This window comes from Micromonospora sp. NPDC049645 (assembly GCF_040675155.1).
Taxonomy (GTDB): Bacteria; Actinomycetota; Actinomycetes; order Mycobacteriales; family Micromonosporaceae; genus Micromonospora.
On record NZ_JBFAOI010000024.1, the window covers coordinates 1 to 17,003 of the forward strand.

A 17,003-nucleotide genomic window follows, 5' to 3' on the forward strand; every position below is an offset into this window, starting at 1 on the left:
CAGTCGCACCTGGGCACCTCGTTGGCCGGTGACTACCAGGCCAACCTCCAGCGTTTCGCCGATTTGGGCGTGGACGTGCAGATCACCGAGCTGGACGTGATGACCGGCGGCAACCAGGCGAACATCTTCGGCTCGGTCACCCGCGCCTGCATGAACGTCTCCCGCTGCACAGGCATCACGGTGTGGGGGGTTCGCGACTGTGACTCGTGGCGTGGGTCCGACAACGCCCTGCTGTTCGACTGCAACGGCAACAAGAAGGCCGCGTACACGAATGTCCTGAACGCCCTCAACGCCGGCCCGGCCATTCCCACCACGCCGCCGCCGACGGACCCGCCGCCGACCACCCCGCCGCCCACCGACCCGCCGCCGACCACCCCGCCGCCGACCACCGATGGTTGTTCGGCGTCGGTGTCACTGAACTCGTGGAACGGGGGGTTCGTGGCGAGCGTGAAGGTGACCGCCGGCTCCTCGGGTACGAACGGGTGGAACGTCAGCGTCACACTTCCCAGTGGCGCCGGCGTCACGAATACCTGGAGCGCGACAGCAAGCGGCTCCTCCGGCACGGTGCGGTTCGCCAACGTGGACTACAACGGCCGGCTCAGCGCCGGTCAGGTCGCTGAGTTCGGCTTCCAGGGCACGGGCAGCGCCTCCGGCCTGACCCCCACCTGCACCGCCTCCTGAGTACGACCGACTGACCGCACACGTCGGCCGGTGTGCGGGACCTATGCTGGTCCCGCACACCGGCCGACGTCGTCTCGCGACAAACGCAAAGATCAGGAGTACGGAAGTCGCAGCACCGACTGGTTGCCGATGCCCACGGTGCTCGGGTTGTTGCCGATCGCCGACCAGACCTCCACCCGGACCGTGCCGTTGCTCAGCGCGCCCAGCGTGCCGGTGGCCGAGGACAGGCCGGCGCTCTGGGTGTAGTGCTCGTAGCCGGCGACCGGGTCGGTGGCGAAGTAACGCGACGTCTCCACCCGTTCCCAACTGCCGTTGCCGGTGAGGTCGTAGGAGATCCGCACCTGCACGGCGTTACCGACCGCTGACCCGGCGTCCACGAACAGGTCGAACGCGGTCTGCCCACCGCCGTAGGCGAGGTTCAGGCCCGTCGCGGTGAAGACCTGGGGGTTCGTGGGCGTACCGTCGTGGTTTCCGTTGGCCGCCGCGACCGTCGTCGTGGCCGCGCTGTCGGCGGCGCCCAACCCGCCCCCGGGCAGCAGATAGCGGGTCGGACCGCCGGTGGACGGCGGCGGGGTGGTCGTCGGCGGGGTGGTCGTCGGCGGTGGGTCCGTCGGCGTCGTCGGGGGAACGCCGCCGGCCGCGTTGCCGCCGCTCCAGGTGTACGCCCCGGTGGTGGCCGTCTTGCCGGCCCCCACGCTGAGGGTGGTGCCGTTGGAGAACGTCACCGTGATCGGCGTGGCCGTCGGGTTCGACGCCACGTAGGTGCGGGCCCCGTTGCGGGAGAAGACCGCCGACAGTGGATGGTTGCCGGTAACCGTCGTGTCGACGGTGCCCAGAGCCGCGAGGTTGCGGATCCAGTGGAAGGTGTGCGCCCGGCTCTCGCCCTCCTCCGGGGTGTAGCCGGGGTTGGCGCGCAGGTTCGCCAGCGCCGCGTCGGCGTCGCCGAGGGCCTGGAACTGCCAGAGGACGTCCTGCCACACCGTCGGCGGTCCACCGTTGTTGCGGACGAGCTCGGCGTAGTTGGTCCGCACGTACGCCGGGTTGTTGCCCAGGTAGAGGTGTCCGCCGGTGACCGGGAGCAGGTTGATGCCCTGGATCATCTCCGGTTCGCCGCTGAACCAGGTGGCGTACGCGCCCCCGTCGCCCCAGACCATGCCGACCGTGGAGTGCCCGAACGCGCTCGGGAAGTTCTGGTCGCTGGAGTCGAACCAGTATTCCTGGATGGCCGCGGCCTGCGTGGTGTAGAGGAAGACCCCCGCGTCGCGGACGGCGGTGTCACCGGTCGCCTGCCCCCACTGGATCAGGGCGCTCGCGAAGTTCATGCCCTCCGACGAGGACTCCTGGTTGTTGCCCGAGCCGAAGGAGCCGTGCCCGGACGCCCAGTCGTGGCCGGCGTAGATGTCGAAGTCGCGCAGGTACGGGAAGCGGGTGTCGTCGCGTCGGTAGTTGTTGGCGTCGCGGATCAGCAGGTCGACCATGCCGCCATAGCGGCTGCTGCTGGCCCAGGTCGGGTCGAACTTGGCGAGGGTCGCGGCGGCGGCGATGTAGTAGCCGTAGTGGAAGTGGTGGTCGTTGAGCTCCTGGTCGGACCCGTACGACGCCGGGTAGCCGATCAGGGTGCCCCAGTTGTTGTCGTAGTAGAAGACCCGGCTGGTCTTGCCACTGGACGCGGTGAACCAGTCGGTGAGCGTGCTGCGGATCGCGTTCAGCGCGCTGTCGCGGGTCGTGGTGTCGTTGACCTGGTCGGCGATCTCGGCGATCCGCGCGGCCCGGCCGAGCCCCTTGCCGGTCCAGTAGGTGTCGTTGCCGCGTTGGTCCATCGGGTTGGCGCGGGTGGCGGCCAACTGCCCGGTGAGTGTCGCCAGGTCGCTGCCGCTGCCGTCGCCGACGGCCGGCAACTCCGGCAGGATGCCCTGGAACTTCATCGCGGTGCGGAACTGGTTGACGCCGGTGAGCACCTTCATCCGGCCGCGCGCCGACGGGTAGGTCGGCGTGATCGCGGTGGACCCGCTCAGCGACTTCCACTGGTGCGGGTAGAGGCTGACCACGGTCTGCGTGGCGGTGCCCTCCCGGGCGGTCGTGGTGAACGCGTACGTGGTGGTCAGGCCACTGTTCGCCGGGTTGTACGCGTACGAGACCTGGGTGCCGGTCACGTGGGCGTGGGCGTACTGGCCGTAGGTCGCGGCCAGGCTGGCGCGCTCGGTGGTGCTGGACGTCGGCGGCAGCAGGGCGACGGAGAAGTAGCCCCGACCGGCCAGGGTGGACGAGATCCGGCCGGACGCCACGCTCCAGCTGGCCCCGCTGGGCGCGAACCCGACGTAGTCGTGGCCGTTGACCCGGAAGCCGATGGTGGCGCCGCTGTTGGACCAGACGTCCGGGGTGCCGGCGGTGCTGATCTGCGCGTTCCCACCGGTGGTCTGGAAGTACGCGAAGGGCAGGCCGTGACCGATGGTCGCGCGCATGGTCCGGGTGCCGTCGCTCCAGTGCGGGCTGACCGTCCAGTCGGTCCAGCCGTCGACCTTGACCTGCGGTGCGGCCAGCCCGGCCACGCCGACCCGGATGTCCTGCACGTACGGGTAGTGGTACTCACCGACGCCGGTCGCGGTGCCGCTGATGGAGGGCGTGGAGTTGGCGGAGAAGCCGAGCCCGTCGGTGAAGGTGTCGTACGAGATCGGGTGGGCGTGCAGGGGTTCGCTGAAGGAGCAGTCGGTGCGCTTCCACAGCAGCGAGGACCACCAGTCGTTGGTGGGTATCGGCCCGGTGGGCGCGTTGGCGGTGGCGAACTGCCGGGGGTTGCTGGACATCGAGCCGCAGCCGCTGGGAAGTGGACCGACCGGGGTGGTGGTGTAGCTGCCGGCGCCGACGGGTGCGGCCTCGGCCGCGCGGGTGACGGGGATGGCGAGGCCGCCGACGACCAGGGCCAGGGCGGTGGCGGCGGCCAGGGCCCATCGGCGGTGGGGGACGGGAGGTTTCATGGTGCCTCCATCGCGCGCGCCGGGTGCGGCCCTTGCGGGGTCCGACGCGATGCGTCTGAATTGGGGGGAACGTCAGGTGAGAGAGCGCTCTCTCGGGCCACGGTAGTGGAGCACCGAGATCCCCGTCAATGTGTCCAACCCGTTGCGTGCTGATGTCGCTATTTGCCGACGCCCGCCCGGTCGCCCAGCAACGCGTCCGGCACGCGCATCCGCCACGCGTCGGTCACCAGCTCGGTTAGCCGGTCGAGATCGACCGCCGCCAGGCGCAGCAGCACCAGGGGTAGGCCGTCGTAGCTGGGTGTGGTGAAGAAGGCCTCGGGCTCGCCGAGCAGGAGCGCCTGCTTCTCCGCCTCGTCACCGACGTACAGCACGGCGATGTCGACCCGGATCACCCGTGGCTTGCCCGGTATCCGCTCCGGATAGGACCAGACGAGACCCTTGTCGGCCACCCGGAAGTCGAAGCCGTCGCTCGGGATCTCCACCGTGTGCGGCAGGGCCAGCGCCACCCGGCGTACGTCGTCCGCGTCAGCCACCGAGCCCCCTCGTACCCCGCACCACCCGCATGGGTCGAGACTACGCGGTGGACAGCTCGACGGCGGTGGCGCCGAGGACGGCCCGGTTGCCACTCTCCTGGACATAGCCGACCACGCTGGCGCTGCGCGGGTCGAGATCAGCGGGCGTGGCCAGCTCCACCTGCCCCGGCTCGGCCCTCAGCTCCACCGACCTGAAGGCGCGCACCACGTTGTCCTGCCGCAGCGTCCGCCCGGCGTTCTCCCCTCGGGCGATCTCGCTGTCCAGGCCCCGTTCCACGATCGCCACGTTGAGCACCGCCCGCTCCGGGGCCCGCTCGGTCCGGTAGTCCAGCGTCACCCGGTCCGTCCCGAGGTTGGCGACGGACAGCGCGAGTGGGGTGGTGGCCCTCGCTGCCATGGCGGACATGATCGCGCCGGCCGCCCGTCGGCGATCGGAGCCGACGAACTCGACGGTGCCGTTGACGACCATCTGCGGGGTGTACAGCCCTCCGGTGCCGAACGCCCGGGCGTACGCCTCCTGCCGCGCGGTGTACGCGGCGTCCGCGAACTGGTCGGGCCACCCCAGGTCGTCCCAGTAGTCGACGTGGAACCCGAGGGCGAAGACGTTCTGCCCGCGCTCCCGGGCGTCGCGTTCGATCTCGCTCAGCAGCTCCTCCGCCGGGGGACAACTGTTGCAGCCCTGGGACGTGAACATCTCCACGACGGCGTAGCCGCCGTCCGTCGATGGATTCGTCATGGTGGCGCGTCCCCTCCCACGGTGTGCCGGCGGCGTTGCGTTCCCCTTTCGGCCGAGACAATGCCGTGCGGTCGCGTCCCCGTCCGGCCTCGGTCCGCGCGTCGCCGGCTCGGGTGGTTGGATGGTCGGGTGCAGTTCACCGTGACAGACGCGCCGGAGCGGGAGCGTTTCGAGGCGCGCGACGAGACGGGCACGGTCGCCGGGTTCGTCACCTACCAGCTGACCGGCTCGATCATCGCCTACACCCACACCGAGGTCGATCCGGCGTACGAGGGCAGGGGCGTCGGGTCGACGCTGGCGCGGGCCGTGCTGGACGACGCCCGGAGCAAGCACCGGACCGTGGTGCCGATCTGTCCGTTCCTCGCCGACTGGCTGGTCAAGCACCCGGAGTACGAGGGCATCGTGGTCCGCTCCACCCGCAAGATCAAATAAACGCGCCGCCCCGGACGGTCAGGTGGCGGGTACACCGCCTGACCCCGTATGCGCACAACCCCGTCGGGAGATCCCAGCGATGACAGCCTCCGCCTTCCGCGCCCTGCACCACGACCGTGCCCCCGGCGACCCGCTCGTCCTGCCGGGCCCCTGGGACGCGGCCAGCGCACAGGTGTTCGCCGACGCCGGTTTCCCGGCGCTCGCGACTCCGAGCGCGGGAATCGCCGCCTCGCTCGGTTACGAGGACGGCAGGACCCCGCCGGACGAGATGTTCGCGGCGGTCGCCCGGATCGTCCGCGCCGTGTCCGTTCCGGTGTCCGCCGACGTCGAGGGCGGTTACGGCCTGGCCCCTCGCGAGTTGGTCGGGCGGCTTCTGGAGGCCGGCGTGGTCGGCTGCAACCTGGAGGACTCGGAGGGGCACGCCACCCTCAAGGACCCGCAGCGGCACGCGGACTGGCTGGCCGAGGTGCGGGCGGAGGCGGGCGACGCGCTCTTCATCAACGCCCGCGTCGACACCTTCGTGGTCGGCTCGGGTGATCCGGCCGACGCGGTGCAGCGGGCCCGCCGCTACGTGGCGGCCGGGGCCGACTGCGTCTACCCGATCCTGGCGCCGCTGGAGGTGTTGCCCGTGCTGCGGGAGGGCATCGCGGGCCCGCTCAACATGGCCGCCGGGCCCAACCGGGAGTCGGTGGCCGCGCTGGGCCGGCAGGGCGCGACGCGCATCACCTTCGGCCCGGGGATGCAGCGGTACGCGATGGGGGCGATCGGCGACCTCGCGGCGGGGCTGCGCGGCTGAGGCGCAGTCGCCCGCACCGGCGCTCGGGCGCAGTCGCCTGACCCGTGCGGATCGGGCGTTGCTGACGGCCCGGTGCCGGGTCGGGTGGCGGCGTGAGCGCCGGGTCAGGCATCGGCGCGGGCGGCGAGGGCGTCCACCAGGCGGCGGGCGGAACCGGCCAGGTTCCATCGTTGGGCGAGTTCGAGCAGCCGGTCGGGGTCGGCCGGCGCGGTCGGCAGCGCGGTGGGCAGCTCCGGCAGTGGCACGTCCAGGGCGACCCGGACCACCGTTGGCGCGACGCCCAGGTAGTCGCGCGCCGCGGCCAGCTTGGTGCGCAGGCCCGGCGCGAAGGACGAGTCGGAGTCGTCGAGCGCGGCCAGGATGCCGGCGATGCTGCCGTAGCGCTCGATGAGCCGGGCGGCGGTCTTCTCGCCGACGCCCGCCACCCCGGGCAACCCGTCGCTGGGGTCGCCGCGCAGCGCGGCGAAGTCGGCGTACCGGTCGGCCGGCACGCCGTAGCGGGCCCGCACCGCGGCGTCGTCGCAGTCGTCGAGTTTGGCGACACCGCGCCCGACGTAGAGCAGCCGGACCGGTCGGACGTCGTCGACGAGCTGGAACAGGTCCCGGTCGCCGGAGACCACCTCGACCGGGCCCGGCTGGGTCACCGAGAGGGTGCCGAGCACGTCGTCCGCCTCGTAGCCGGTCGCGCCGACCGCGGTGATGCCCACCGCGGCGAGGACCTCCAGGATCATCGGCACCTGCGGGGAGAGGGTGTCCGGCACGACCTCGCCACCCTGCGGGGCCACCCGGTGTGCCTTGTACGACGGCAGCAGGTCGACCCGCCACGCCGGGCGCCAGTCGTAGTCGAGCGCGCAGACCATCCGGTCGGCGCCGCGCCCACGGATCAGGGTGGCGAGCATGTCGAGGAAGCCGCGCACCGCGTTGACCGGGGTGCCGTCCTCGGCTCGGGCGGCGGACTCCGGGATGCCGAAGTAGGCCCGGAAGTAGAGGCTGGGTGCGTCGATCAGCAGGATCGGGGGTCGGTGTGCCACGCCGGACAGCCTGGCACAACCGTCTGACGATCAGGCGTACGGCCGGCCGTGTCAGTGGTGTTCGTCGGGCCGGTAGACGGTCTCCCGTCGGGCCAGGTGCTGCACGACGTAGCTGGTCACCAGCAGCAGGATCGCGACCACCACCTCGACCCAGGCCGCGACGCCGTCGGCGACGGTGACGCCGATGATCAGCAGGACCAGGCCGACGAGGGCGAGGACCCCGGCCCACAGTTGGCGGCGACGACGGGTCGCCGCCGCCCGGCTCGCCTCGTTCGCTGCCACGTCGGTCCTCCCGCGTCGGGGAGTCCGGACGGGCTCCCCGGTTCCAGGCTATGGCCCTCGGTGGCGTTCGATCAGGAAAACCGGCGCGCAGCGCACCACCGGCCGTCGATGCAGACCGTTCCAATCCGGAACGAACTATAGTCGGGGCGGAACCGAGGGGGTGGCTGGTGCGGCGAGAGGATCTTGCCGATGCGGACTGCGGCATCGCGCAGGCGCTCGGCGTGCTGGGGGACTGGTGGACCTTCCTCATCGTCCGCGACGTGGCCGGCGGGACCACCCGCTTCGACGCGCTCCAACGCGAGCTGGGCGTCAGCCGGCGGGCGCTGACCGAACGCCTCAACGCCCTGGTCGAGCACGGGGTGCTGGAACGCCGGGCGTACTCGCGACACCCGCCGCGGTACGACTACCTGCTCACCGCGAGGGGCGAGGGGCTGTTGCCGGTGCTGATCGCGCTGCAGGAGTGGGGAACGAGGCATCTCATGGGTGACGGTGACGTGACCGCGACGGCCGACGCCGGCTCGGCCGAGGCGCGCCGCGCCCACGACCTGGTCGGCCGGCGGTTGCCCGAGGTCGTGCTGCCCGCCGCCGACGGACGGCCGGTGGCGGTGGCCGCGACGCGGGCGTGGACGGTCCTCTACCTGTTCCCCGGGGCGTACGCGCCGGGAACGCACGGTTATCCGCCCGGCTGGGCGGAGATCCCCGGCGCCCGGGGCTGCACCCTGGAGTCGAGCACCTACGCCAAGCGTCATCCGGACTTCGTGAGCGCGGGTGTCCGGGTGTTCGGCGTCAGCACCCAGCGGCCCGACCAGCTCGCCGGCTTCGCCGAGTACGCCGAACTGCCGTTTCCGCTGCTTTCCGACGTGGACGGCCGGCTGGGGGCGGGGTTGCTGCTGCCGGTGTTCCGGGCGGGCGGGGTGACCCGGTTCAAGCGTCTGACGCTGCTGGTCGACCCGGCGGCGGTGGTGCGGGCCGTGCAGTTCCCGGTCACCGATCCGGCCGGCTCGGTGCAGGAGATGCTCGCCCTGGTCCGGGAACAGGCGGGGATCCCCGGCTGACGCTGTCGCGTCGACCGGGGATCCGCGCGGGCCGTCCGCGGGTAGCGTCAGGCCGGGAGCGTCCAGCGCTGGTTGGCGCCGGCGAAGCAGTCCCAGATCTGCAACCGGGTGCCGTCGGCGGAGCTGTTGTCGCTGGCGTCGAGGCACTTGTTCGACTGCGGGTTGCGCAGCGTGCCGTTGGACTGCGCCTGCCAGACCTGCGCGCCGCTGCCGTTGCAGTCCCAGAGCTGGACCTTCGCGCCGTTGGCGGTGGAGCCGCTGGTGATGTCGGCGCACTTGCCGAGGGCGCGTAGCGTGCTGTCGCTGGCCACGGTCCAGGTCTGCGCGTTGCTGCCGTTACAGGTCCAGAGCTGGATGGCGGTGCCGTTGGCGGTGCTCGCCGAGGCCACGTCGACGCACTTGCCGCCGATCCCGGTGATCCGGCCGGTACGACCGGTCGGCGGCGGGGTGGTGCCGCCCATGATGGTGTCGTACATGGCGCTGACCAGTGAGGTCGAGCCGGTGGTGTCCTGGGACAGTTCCCAGTTCATGACGCCGCCGGCGTTGGCCAGGGCCCACTGCGTCTTGCGCTTGACCGTCGGGACGCCGTTGTAGCACTGCTGCGCGCCACCGGCGGTGGTGCAGTCCCGGTTGGCGTTGGCCGGGTCCAGCGCGACGAGCGCCGAGTACGTGTAGTAGCCGGGGCGGCTGTAGAACGGGATGCCGAGGACGGCCTTGCTGGCCGGCAGACCGCGCGCCTTCCACAGGTTGACGCTGTTGATCGACCAGTCGTAGTTGGAGTGCGGGCTGCCGCCGTCGTACGCCATGATGTTGAGCCAGTCGATCTGGTTGAACACTGCCGGCTGCACGCCGTCGAGGTAGTAGCCCTCGCTGACCACGGCGGCGGTGAGCAGCTTGCCGCGACTGTGCATGGCGCTGCCGAGCTGCGTCATGAGCGCCGTGTAGTTGTTGGCCGAGGCGCCCGGGTCGGGGTACTCCCAGTCCATGTCGACGCCGTCGAGGTTGTACTGGTTGACGAAGTTGACCAGGTTGTTGACGAAGTTGGTCCGGCTGCCGGAGTTGGCCGCGAGGGCCTCGAAGGCCGAGTCGTTGCCGTCGTTCCAACCGCCGACGGCGATCGACACCTTGACGTTGTTGGCGTGCGCCTGGGAGACCAGCGAGGAGAGTTTGCTCGGGTTCTCCACGGCGCGCAGGCTGCCGTCGTTGTTGGGCAGCACGAACGCGTAGTTGATGTGGGTGAGCTTGTTGTACTGGATGGTGTTGACGTTGCCGGCCCAGGAGGGCATGTAGCCGACGCTCTTGAAGTTGTTCGGCAGCACCACGGCCTGCGCGGCGGTGGAGGTGACGGTCAGGGTGGCGCCGGCCGTGGCCAGCGCGAGCAGGCCGGCGGCGAGGACGCGGCGCAGTGGTGAGGACATCGGGGGCCTTCCCGTGGGCGGGGGACGACACCCGCCCACGCAGGGTTGTCGCGGGCGGGGAATGCGGGACGCAGGGACGGGTGGGCCTCGAGGCAGCCAAATCTTAAAGAGTGTTAACTGTCCGAGTCAATCAACATCGGTGGATTTCCGGCGCGCTGATGTCGATAGGGGGTTTGCCCAAACGACCGTTAAGCTGACGGGGTGGGAATCGACGAGCTGTTTCCGCCCGACCGGCTGATCGCCGCGCAGCGCGCCACGGCCGCCGCCGGCCTGGACGCCCTGCTGCTCACCCCGGGCTCCGACCTGCGGTACCTGACCGGGTACGACGCCCACGCGGGGGAGCGGCTGACCTGCCTGGTGCTGCCCGCCGAGGGGGAGCCCACCCTCGTCGTGCCGAGGCTGGAGCGTCCGGCGGCGGAGGCGTCCCCAGCGCCGGCGACCGGGGTCCGCATCGTCGACCACGTCGACGGTTCCGACCCGTACCCCCTGGTCGTCGCCGCCCTCGACGGCCCGGTCGCGGCGGTCGGGCTCGCCGACCGGATGTGGGCCGAGCAGGTCCTCGCCCTGCGCGCGGCGCTGCCCGACGCCGCGCAACGGCTCGCCGGGGAGGTGCTGCGCGAGCTGCGGATCCGCAAGTCGCCGGCGGAGGTCGCGGCGCTCGCCGAGGCCGGCGCGGCGATCGACGAGGTGCACCTGCGGATGGGCGAGTGGTTACGCCCCGGTCGCACCGAGGCCGAGGTGGCCACCGACATCGCCACGGCGATCCGGGCCGCCGGCCACGTCACCGTCGACTTCGTCATCGTGGCGGCCGGGCCGAACGGGGCCAGCCCGCACCACGGCACCTCGGACCGACCGATCGGCGCCGGCGAACCGGTGGTGGTCGACATCGGCGGCACGATGCCGTCGGGCTACCGCTCGGACTGCACCCGCACCTACCTGGCGGGTGGTTCGGCGCCGGCCGAGTTCCTGGACTACTACGCGGTGCTGCGCGACGCCCAGCGTGCCGCCGTCGCGGCGGTGCGGCCCGGGGTCACCGGCGCGGCGGCCGACGCCGCGGCCCGCGAGCCGATCGCCGCGGCCGGCTTCGGACCCGCGTTCCTGCACCGCACCGGCCACGGCATCGGTCTCGACGGTCACGAGGAGCCGTACCTGGTGGCCGGCAACGACCGGCCCCTGGAGACCGGCATGGCGTTCTCCATCGAACCGGGGATCTACCTGGCGGGCCGGCACGGCGCCCGCATCGAGGACATCGTCGTCTGCACCACGGACGGCGTGCAACGGCTCAACACCACCCCCACGGAGCTCATCGCGCTATGACTGTCGACCGGATCCTCCCCACCGACGAGGCCCACGACCTGCTGGGTCTCGCCACCGAACTCGCCGATGGCGAGCTCGCGCCGAAGGCCGCGGCCTTCGAGGAACGCGCCGAGTTCCCCCGCGAGGTGCTGCGGACGCTGGGCCGGGCGGGCCTGCTCGGCCTGCCCTATCCCGAGGAGCACGGTGGCGCGGCGCAGCCGTACGAGGTGTACCTGCAGGTGTTGGAGATCCTGGCCAGCCGCTGGCTCGCGGTCGCCGAGGCGGTCAGCGTGCACACCCTGTCCTGCTATCCGGTGGCGACATTCGGTAACGACGAGCAGCGCAAGCTGCTGCCGGACCTGCTCGGCGGCGAGTTGCTCGGCGCGTACTGCCTCTCCGAACCGCAGGGTGGCTCGGACGCGGCGGCGCTGAGCACCCGGGCGGTGCGCGACGGCGACGCGTACCTGGTCTCCGGCACCAAGGCGTGGATCACCCACGCCCACACGGCGGACTTCTACAACGTCTTCTGCCGCACCGGAGGACCCGGCCCGACGGGCATCTCCTGCCTGCTCGCCGACGCGGGCACGGTCGGCATCACCCCGCAGGCGGCCGAGCGGACGATGGGTCTGCGTGCCTCGCCGGTGGCGCAGATCGCCTTCGACGAGGCGCGGGTGCCGGCCGACCGGCTGATCGGCGGCGAGGGCGTGGGCTTCACCATCGCGATGTCCGCGTTGGACTCCGGCCGGTTGGGCATCGCGGCCTGCGCGGTCGGGCTGGCCCAGGCGGCGCTGGACTACGCGGTCTCCTACGCCCGGGAGCGGCAGCAGTTCGGGCGCTCCATCATCGACTTCCAGGGGCTGGGGTTCCTCCTCGCCGACGCGGCCACCCAGGTCTCCGCCGCCCGCGCGCTGACCCTGGCGGCGGCCCGGCTGCGCGACGCCGGCCGCCCCTACGCCATCGAGGCGGCCAAGGCGAAGCTCTTCGCCACCGACATGGCGATGCGGGTGACCACCGACGCGGTGCAGGTGCTCGGCGGCGCGGGTTACGTGGCCGACCACCCGGTGGAGCGCTACATGCGTGAGGCGAAGGTGTTGCAGATCGTGGAGGGCACCAACCAGATCCAGCGGATGGTGATCTCCCGGGCGCTGGCCAAGGACTGACGACGGCGCGTGGTGGTGCGGCTGCGGTGGGTGCGTCACGGCCCGTCGCGGCCCGCCACCCGGGTACCTCGTCGCCGTACGGCGGTTTTCCCGGTAGGTTGCACGCCGTGGAGGAGATCGACCGCGCTATCGTCGCCGCGCTGACCGCCGACGGCCGTCTGTCGTACACCGACCTGGCCGAGCGGGTGGGGCTGTCGGTGTCCGCCGTGCACCAGCGGGTCCGTCGGCTGGAGCAGCGCGGGGTGATCAAGGGGTACGCGGCCCGGGTGTCGTTCGAGGCACTGGACCTGCCGCTGACCGCGTTCGTGGCGATCCGCCCGTTCGACCCGTCGCAGCCGGACGACGCGCCGGAGCGGCTGGCCCACCTGCCGGAGATCGACTCCTGCTACTCGGTGGCGGGGGAGGACTTCTACCTGCTGCTGGTGCGGGTGGCCAGCCCGACCGACCTGGAGCGGGTGCTTCAGGAGATCCGCACCTCGGCGAACGTGACGACCCGGACGACCGTGGTGTTGTCCACACCGTACGAGAACCGGCCGCCGAAGATCAGCGCTGCGGCACCGAGTCGGTCGCGGTCCCGGGCGCCGGAGGAGCCGGCTGGTTCCACCGCAGGATGACCTGCCGGCCGTGTTCGTGACCGAGCGCGCTGACCGTGGCGGTCTCCAGGCGTAGCCGCCCACCGGCGGACGGGGGCAGGCCGATCCAGCGGGCACCGAGCACCCGCAGGCTGTGCGCGTGCCCGACCAGCGCCACGGAGCCACGGTCGAGCAGTGGGGTGACGCGGCTCAACACCCGGTCGAGCCGTTCACCCACCTGGGCGGGGGACTCGCCGCCGGGGCAGCCGTCGGTCCAGATGTTCCAGTGCGGATCGTCGTCGTGGATGTCGACGGTGGTGCGGCCCTCGTACTCGCCGTAGTTCCACTCGCTGAGGTTCTCGTCGACGGCGTCGACGGTGAGCCCGGCCAGCTGCGCGGTGCGCAGCGCCCGGGAGCGGGGGCTGGCCAGCACGGTGACGAAGCGCCGGCCGGCCAGGAACGCGGCCAGGGTGCGGGCCTGTCGCTCGCCGTCGGGGGTCAGCTCCAGGTCGGTGTACGAGGTGTGCCGCAGGCTGGCGCTCCAGGTGGTCTCGCCGTGCCGGATCAGCAGGAGCTCTCCCATTTGGTCAGTTAACCATCGTGAGCTGGGCCGACAGGCGACCCTCCCACAACCTATCTTCCTAGGATGCCTTACCGGGTGTGCCGACCGGCACCACCGGTTTCAGCCCCTGGAGACCGGGCAAGCGAGCCGGGACAACGCCAGACCGAGGAGGCGCGATGAGCTTCACCGAGAAGGCAAAGAACAAGGTCGAGCAGATGACCGGCGCCGCGCGGGAGCGTGTCGGTGACATGACCGACAACGAGCAGATGCGTGGCGAGGGCGCCAGCCAGCAGAGTGACGCCCGTGCCAAGCAGGCCGGTCAGAACGTCAAGGACGCCGGACGCAACGTGAAGGACTCCTTCACGAAGTGACCTGCGCACTCCACGGGTCCCCGGGCGCACCGTCGCCCGGGGACCCGTGGCTGCTGCGGCTACTGTCGCGGGGTGACCGTGCTGCGTTCCCTGGTGTTGTTCGCGCTGGCCGCACTGGCCGAGATCGGCGGCGCCTGGCTGGTGTGGCAGGGCTGGCGGGAGCAGCGCGGGCTGTGGTGGATCGCGGCCGGGGTGGTCGCGCTGGGCTGTTACGGCTTCGTCGCCACGTTCCAACCGGACGCGAACTTCGGCCGGATCCTGGCCGCGTACGGCGGGGTGTTCGTGGCCGGGTCGTTGGGTTGGGCGATGGTGGTGGACGGCTTCCGCCCGGACCGGTGGGACCTGGCCGGCGCGGCGCTGTGCCTGCTCGGCGTGGCGGTCATCATGTACGCCCCGCGTGGGGGCTCCGCCTGACCCGCAACGGGTCCTGAGCACGTGAGCCTCGGTCGCTCGATGCCGCGTCTGCGGGGCTGCTGCGCGCGGGGACCGCACGGGCGGGCGGCATGCTCCTGGAAGGCGACATACCTCAGAGTCATACTTATGCCGCTCCGGAGCGGCGCCGCTCGGCGGACCCGGGACCCGCGCCCGGTGAGCCCTCACGACGGCACGCGGGGGCAGTGAGACACTTTCGCGTCTGCGATGATCTGCGGCGTGATCCGAGCTCGGCTCCGCGCGTTTCGTGGCGTACTGGTGGTGGCGGCCATCCTCGGCGGTGCCGGGTGTGCGGCGTCCCGGGTGCCGCCCCCGGACCGGCCGGTGTTCGTCGGCTCGTCCGCCTCGTCGAGCCCATCCACGCCGTCGGTCGCGCCGTCGGTCGGCGTCTCGCCGTCCGCGGGTGTCGACCCGGCCGTACCGTCGACCGGTGTCCCGTCGCGACCGGCGGTTGCCTCGGTGCCGGGAGCGACGCCGACCGGGGCCAGGGCGCCGGTGGTGGACCACGGGCCACGGACCGGTAGCAGGGTCGCGTTGACCTTCGACGCGGACATGACCGACGCGATGTTGGCCAACCTGCGGTCCGGTCGGGTGAAGTCGTACGCCAACCTGCGCATCCTCGACCTGCTGGAGCGGGAGCGGGTGCCGGCGACGTTCTTCCTGACCGGCAAGTGGGTGCAGCGCTATCCGGACGTCACCCGGCGGATCGCCGGTAATCCGCGCTTCGAGTTGGCCAACCACACCTACGGGCACGCCGCGTTCACCGGGGACTGCTACGACCTGCCCGCGCTGCCGGTCGACGAGTTGGCCGGGGACGTGGCGAGGACCTTCGAGGTGATCGCGCCGTACGGGGGGCGGCAGACCCGGTACTTCCGGTTTCCGGGGCTGTGCCACGACGCGGCGACGTTGGAGGCGTTGGCGCCGTTGGGTGTGACGGTTGTGGACGGGGACGTGGTCAGCGGTGATCCCTTCGCGACCGCGTGGAAGCCGCTGGTGCGGGCGGTGCTGGACCACGTCCGCCCCGGGTCCGTGGTGATCATGCATGTGACCGAGGCGAACGCCGCGATGACCGATGAGGCGTTGCCGCACATCCTGGCCGGGTTGCGGAAGCGGGGGCTGGCGCCGGCGCCGTTGTCCGAGGTGTTGGCCGCCTCGCCCGTCTCCTGAGCGGTCGCGCGGCACGGCGCCGGACGCGGAAGACCCCGGACAGCGACTGTCCGGGGTCTTCCGCGTCCGCGGGTGTGGTCAGTCGTCGCGGTGGTCGTTCCACCACTGCTGGCCGTCGGCGGGCAGGGTGTCGATCGGGTCGTAGTAGGCGTAGCGCTTGTTGAGCGCCTCCAGGTCGGCGGATTCGATGGAGGTGCGGTAGTTCTTCGTCCAGTAGGAGATGCCGCGTTCGCGGTCGTAGTCGGTGAGCATGTGCACCCAGCGCTTGCCGACGAAGGGGACGTCGCAGACGATCCGGGGGGTGGCGTAGCCGGGGAGGTAGCCCATGATGTCGTGCTGAAGTTGCTGGGCGTGCCAGACCGGGACCCGCCAGTGTTCGGCGTTGGGGATCATGTCGCACATGTAGAAGTAGTACGGCAGGATCCCGGCTTCGCCCTGCAGGGCGAAGCAGAGGTCGAGCAGTTCCGGGGTGGTGGCGTTGACGCCGCGCATGAGGACGCCCTGGTTGCGGACGTCGCGGACGCCGACGTCGAGGGCGGTCTGGGCGGCCTTGGCGACCAGTGGGGTGAGTGACTGGGCGTGGTTGACGTGGGTGTGGATGGCGAGGTTGACGCCGCGGCGGGCGGCGGTGCGGGCGACGCGCTCCAGGCCCTCGACGACGTCGGGTTGCAGCCAGTGTTGGGGTAGGCCCATGAGGGCCTTGGTGGCGAGCCGGATGTCGCGGACCGTCTCCAGTTCCAGCAGGCGCATGAGGTACGACTCGAGGTTGCGCCAGGGGACGTTGGCCACGTCGCCGCCGGAGACGACGACGTCGCGTACGCCGGGGTGGGCCTTGAGGTAGGTGATGTGGGCGTCGTAGCGGTCGACTGGTTTGAGGGTGAGTTTGAGTTTGTCGACGGCGGGGGTGGAGTTGCCGACGAGGTCCATCCGGGTGCAGTGCCCGCAGTACTGGGGGCAGGTGGAGAGCAGTTCGGCGAGGACCTTGGTGGGGTAGCGGTGGGTGAGCCCTTCGGCGACCCACATGTCGTGCTCGTGGAGGCTGTCGCGGCTGGCGTAGGGGTGTGAGGGCCAGTCGGTGCGTCGGTCGGAGGCGACCGGGATCATGTAGCGGCGGATGGGGTCGGCGAGCAGCGCCTCGGTGGTGGGGGTCGTGAACGGCACCATCGTGTTGATCATTTGGGGTGGCACCAGCATGGACATGGTGGCCAGGGCCTTCTGGTCGGCCTCGAGGTCGGCGTAGAAGGTGTCGTCGATCAGGTCACCGAGGACGGCGCGGAGCTGCTTGATGTTCTTGACGCAGTTGACGCGCTGCCACTGGGCGGATTCCCACTGGTCGCGGGTGACGTGGCGCCAGCCGGGGAAGCGGGTCCAGTCGGGTTCGACCAGGGGGCGGCGGTGGTATTCGTAGGGCTGCCCGGCGGTCGGTGCGGTGACCGGGGCGTGACGGGGGTGCGGGATGGTGTGGGTCACGGCCCCTCCTCGGTGTTGCTGCTGATCATCGAAG

18 protein-coding genes are annotated in these 17,003 nt (G+C 71.4%); 10 read left to right on the forward strand and 8 right to left on the reverse strand.

Annotated elements, in window-relative coordinates; all coding sequences use genetic code 11:
- On the forward strand, window positions 1-681 hold a 681-nt coding region (locus AB0J33_RS29610; protein WP_363618160.1), incomplete at its 5' end, for an endo-1,4-beta-xylanase.
- A gap of 92 nt (window positions 682-773) precedes the next feature.
- Here the strand turns inward: AB0J33_RS29610 and AB0J33_RS29615 are convergent.
- The 3 genes from AB0J33_RS29615 to AB0J33_RS29625 form a co-directional block, all read right to left on the reverse strand.
- Window positions 774-3,656 carry a glycosyl hydrolase gene (locus AB0J33_RS29615; RefSeq protein ID WP_363618162.1) on the reverse strand — a complete coding sequence of 961 codons (2,883 nt, stop codon included), beginning with the start codon at window positions 3,654-3,656 and terminating at the stop codon, window positions 774-776.
- 158 nt (window positions 3,657-3,814) lie between these two features.
- On the reverse strand, window positions 3,815-4,189 hold the full coding sequence (locus AB0J33_RS29620) for a hypothetical protein (RefSeq protein WP_363618164.1): 375 nt from the start codon (window positions 4,187-4,189) through the stop codon (window positions 3,815-3,817).
- Between the two features lie 40 nt (window positions 4,190-4,229).
- Window positions 4,230-4,925 (reverse strand): DUF1223 domain-containing protein, encoded by a 696-nt coding sequence (locus AB0J33_RS29625; RefSeq protein ID WP_363618166.1) that lies wholly within the window; start codon window positions 4,923-4,925, stop codon window positions 4,230-4,232.
- 129 nt (window positions 4,926-5,054) lie between these two features.
- On the opposite strand from AB0J33_RS29625, the gene AB0J33_RS29630 reads away from it, so the two are divergent.
- A complete protein-coding gene (locus AB0J33_RS29630) occupies window positions 5,055-5,357 on the forward strand; it encodes a GNAT family N-acetyltransferase (RefSeq protein WP_363618168.1) in 303 nt (100 codons plus the stop codon).
- Window positions 5,358-5,436: 79 nt separating this feature from the next.
- A complete protein-coding gene (locus tag AB0J33_RS29635) occupies window positions 5,437-6,153 on the forward strand; it encodes an isocitrate lyase/phosphoenolpyruvate mutase family protein (RefSeq protein WP_363618170.1) in 717 nt (238 codons plus the stop codon).
- 104 nt (window positions 6,154-6,257) lie between these two features.
- Here AB0J33_RS29635 and AB0J33_RS29640 read toward each other — a convergent pair whose 3' ends face one another.
- Complete coding sequence (locus tag AB0J33_RS29640) at window positions 6,258-7,184, reverse strand: 5'-3' exonuclease (RefSeq protein ID WP_363618172.1); 927 nt, start codon at window positions 7,182-7,184, stop codon at window positions 6,258-6,260.
- Between the two features lie 51 nt (window positions 7,185-7,235).
- A complete protein-coding gene (locus AB0J33_RS29645) occupies window positions 7,236-7,466 on the reverse strand; it encodes a hypothetical protein (RefSeq protein WP_363618174.1) in 231 nt (76 codons plus the stop codon).
- A 167-nt stretch (window positions 7,467-7,633) separates the two neighbouring features.
- Here AB0J33_RS29645 and AB0J33_RS29650 point away from each other — a divergent pair, with 167 nt between their 5' ends.
- On the forward strand, window positions 7,634-8,521 hold the full coding sequence (locus AB0J33_RS29650; RefSeq protein WP_363618176.1) for a winged helix-turn-helix transcriptional regulator: 888 nt from the start codon (window positions 7,634-7,636) through the stop codon (window positions 8,519-8,521).
- Window positions 8,522-8,568: 47 nt separating this feature from the next.
- Here the strand turns inward: AB0J33_RS29650 and AB0J33_RS29655 are convergent, their stop codons facing one another.
- A complete protein-coding gene (locus AB0J33_RS29655; protein ID WP_363618178.1) occupies window positions 8,569-9,939 on the reverse strand; it encodes a glycosyl hydrolase family 18 protein in 1,371 nt (456 codons plus the stop codon).
- Between the two features lie 201 nt (window positions 9,940-10,140).
- Here AB0J33_RS29655 and AB0J33_RS29660 point away from each other — a divergent pair, with 201 nt between their 5' ends.
- The 3 genes from AB0J33_RS29660 to AB0J33_RS29670 all read left to right on the forward strand — a co-directional run bounded on the left by AB0J33_RS29660 (window position 10,141) and on the right by AB0J33_RS29670 (window position 13,009).
- Complete coding sequence (locus tag AB0J33_RS29660) at window positions 10,141-11,256, forward strand: Xaa-Pro peptidase family protein (RefSeq protein WP_363618180.1); 1,116 nt, start codon at window positions 10,141-10,143, stop codon at window positions 11,254-11,256.
- A complete protein-coding gene (locus tag AB0J33_RS29665) occupies window positions 11,253-12,395 on the forward strand; it encodes an acyl-CoA dehydrogenase family protein (RefSeq protein WP_363618182.1) in 1,143 nt (380 codons plus the stop codon). Before AB0J33_RS29660 ends, AB0J33_RS29665 begins: the two co-directional genes overlap by 4 nt.
- Before the next feature lie 107 nt (window positions 12,396-12,502).
- The gene (locus AB0J33_RS29670) at window positions 12,503-13,009 is read left to right on the forward strand and encodes an Lrp/AsnC family transcriptional regulator (protein WP_355430675.1); all 507 of its coding nucleotides are present in this window, start codon (window positions 12,503-12,505) and stop codon (window positions 13,007-13,009) included.
- Here the strand turns inward: AB0J33_RS29670 and AB0J33_RS29675 are convergent.
- A complete protein-coding gene (locus AB0J33_RS29675) occupies window positions 12,939-13,550 on the reverse strand; it encodes a histidine phosphatase family protein (RefSeq protein WP_363618185.1) in 612 nt (203 codons plus the stop codon). The two genes, AB0J33_RS29670 and AB0J33_RS29675, sit on opposite strands and share 71 nt — an antisense overlap.
- Window positions 13,551-13,705: 155 nt before the next feature.
- On the opposite strand from AB0J33_RS29675, the gene AB0J33_RS29680 reads away from it, so the two are divergent.
- The 3 genes from AB0J33_RS29680 (at window position 13,706) to AB0J33_RS29690 (ending at window position 15,499) form a co-directional block, all read left to right on the forward strand.
- Window positions 13,706-13,900 (forward strand): CsbD family protein, encoded by a 195-nt coding sequence (locus AB0J33_RS29680; RefSeq protein ID WP_363618187.1) that lies wholly within the window; start codon window positions 13,706-13,708, stop codon window positions 13,898-13,900.
- 72 nt (window positions 13,901-13,972) lie between these two features.
- Window positions 13,973-14,314, forward strand: a complete 342-nt coding sequence (locus tag AB0J33_RS29685) for a YnfA family protein (RefSeq protein ID WP_355233654.1) — start codon at window positions 13,973-13,975, stop codon at window positions 14,312-14,314.
- A 237-nt stretch (window positions 14,315-14,551) separates the two neighbouring features.
- The gene (locus AB0J33_RS29690) at window positions 14,552-15,499 is read left to right on the forward strand and encodes a polysaccharide deacetylase family protein (RefSeq protein WP_363618189.1); all 948 of its coding nucleotides are present in this window, start codon (window positions 14,552-14,554) and stop codon (window positions 15,497-15,499) included.
- A 78-nt stretch (window positions 15,500-15,577) separates the two neighbouring features.
- Here the strand turns inward: AB0J33_RS29690 and AB0J33_RS29695 are convergent, their stop codons facing one another.
- Window positions 15,578-16,969, reverse strand: a complete 1,392-nt coding sequence (locus tag AB0J33_RS29695) for a lysine 2,3-aminomutase (RefSeq protein WP_363618191.1) — start codon at window positions 16,967-16,969, stop codon at window positions 15,578-15,580.
- Window positions 16,970-17,003 lie beyond the last annotated feature (34 nt).

What these genes read in the sequence shown, in the direction of transcription:
- AB0J33_RS29655 (WP_363618178.1), bottom strand. Translation starts at nt 9,939, where the DNA reads ATGTCCTCACCACTGCGCCGCGTCCTCGCCGCCGGCCTGCTCGCGCTG.
- AB0J33_RS29675 (WP_363618185.1), bottom strand. Translation starts at nt 13,550, where the DNA reads ATGGGAGAGCTCCTGCTGATCCGGCACGGCGAGACCACCTGGAGCGCC.
- AB0J33_RS29680 (WP_363618187.1), top strand. Translation starts at nt 13,706, where the DNA reads ATGAGCTTCACCGAGAAGGCAAAGAACAAGGTCGAGCAGATGACCGGC.
- AB0J33_RS29615 (WP_363618162.1), bottom strand. Translation starts at nt 3,656, where the DNA reads ATGAAACCTCCCGTCCCCCACCGCCGATGGGCCCTGGCCGCCGCCACC.
- AB0J33_RS29635 (WP_363618170.1), top strand. Translation starts at nt 5,437, where the DNA reads ATGACAGCCTCCGCCTTCCGCGCCCTGCACCACGACCGTGCCCCCGGC.
- AB0J33_RS29665 (WP_363618182.1), top strand. Translation starts at nt 11,253, where the DNA reads ATGACTGTCGACCGGATCCTCCCCACCGACGAGGCCCACGACCTGCTG.
- AB0J33_RS29625 (WP_363618166.1), bottom strand. Translation starts at nt 4,925, where the DNA reads ATGACGAATCCATCGACGGACGGCGGCTACGCCGTCGTGGAGATGTTC.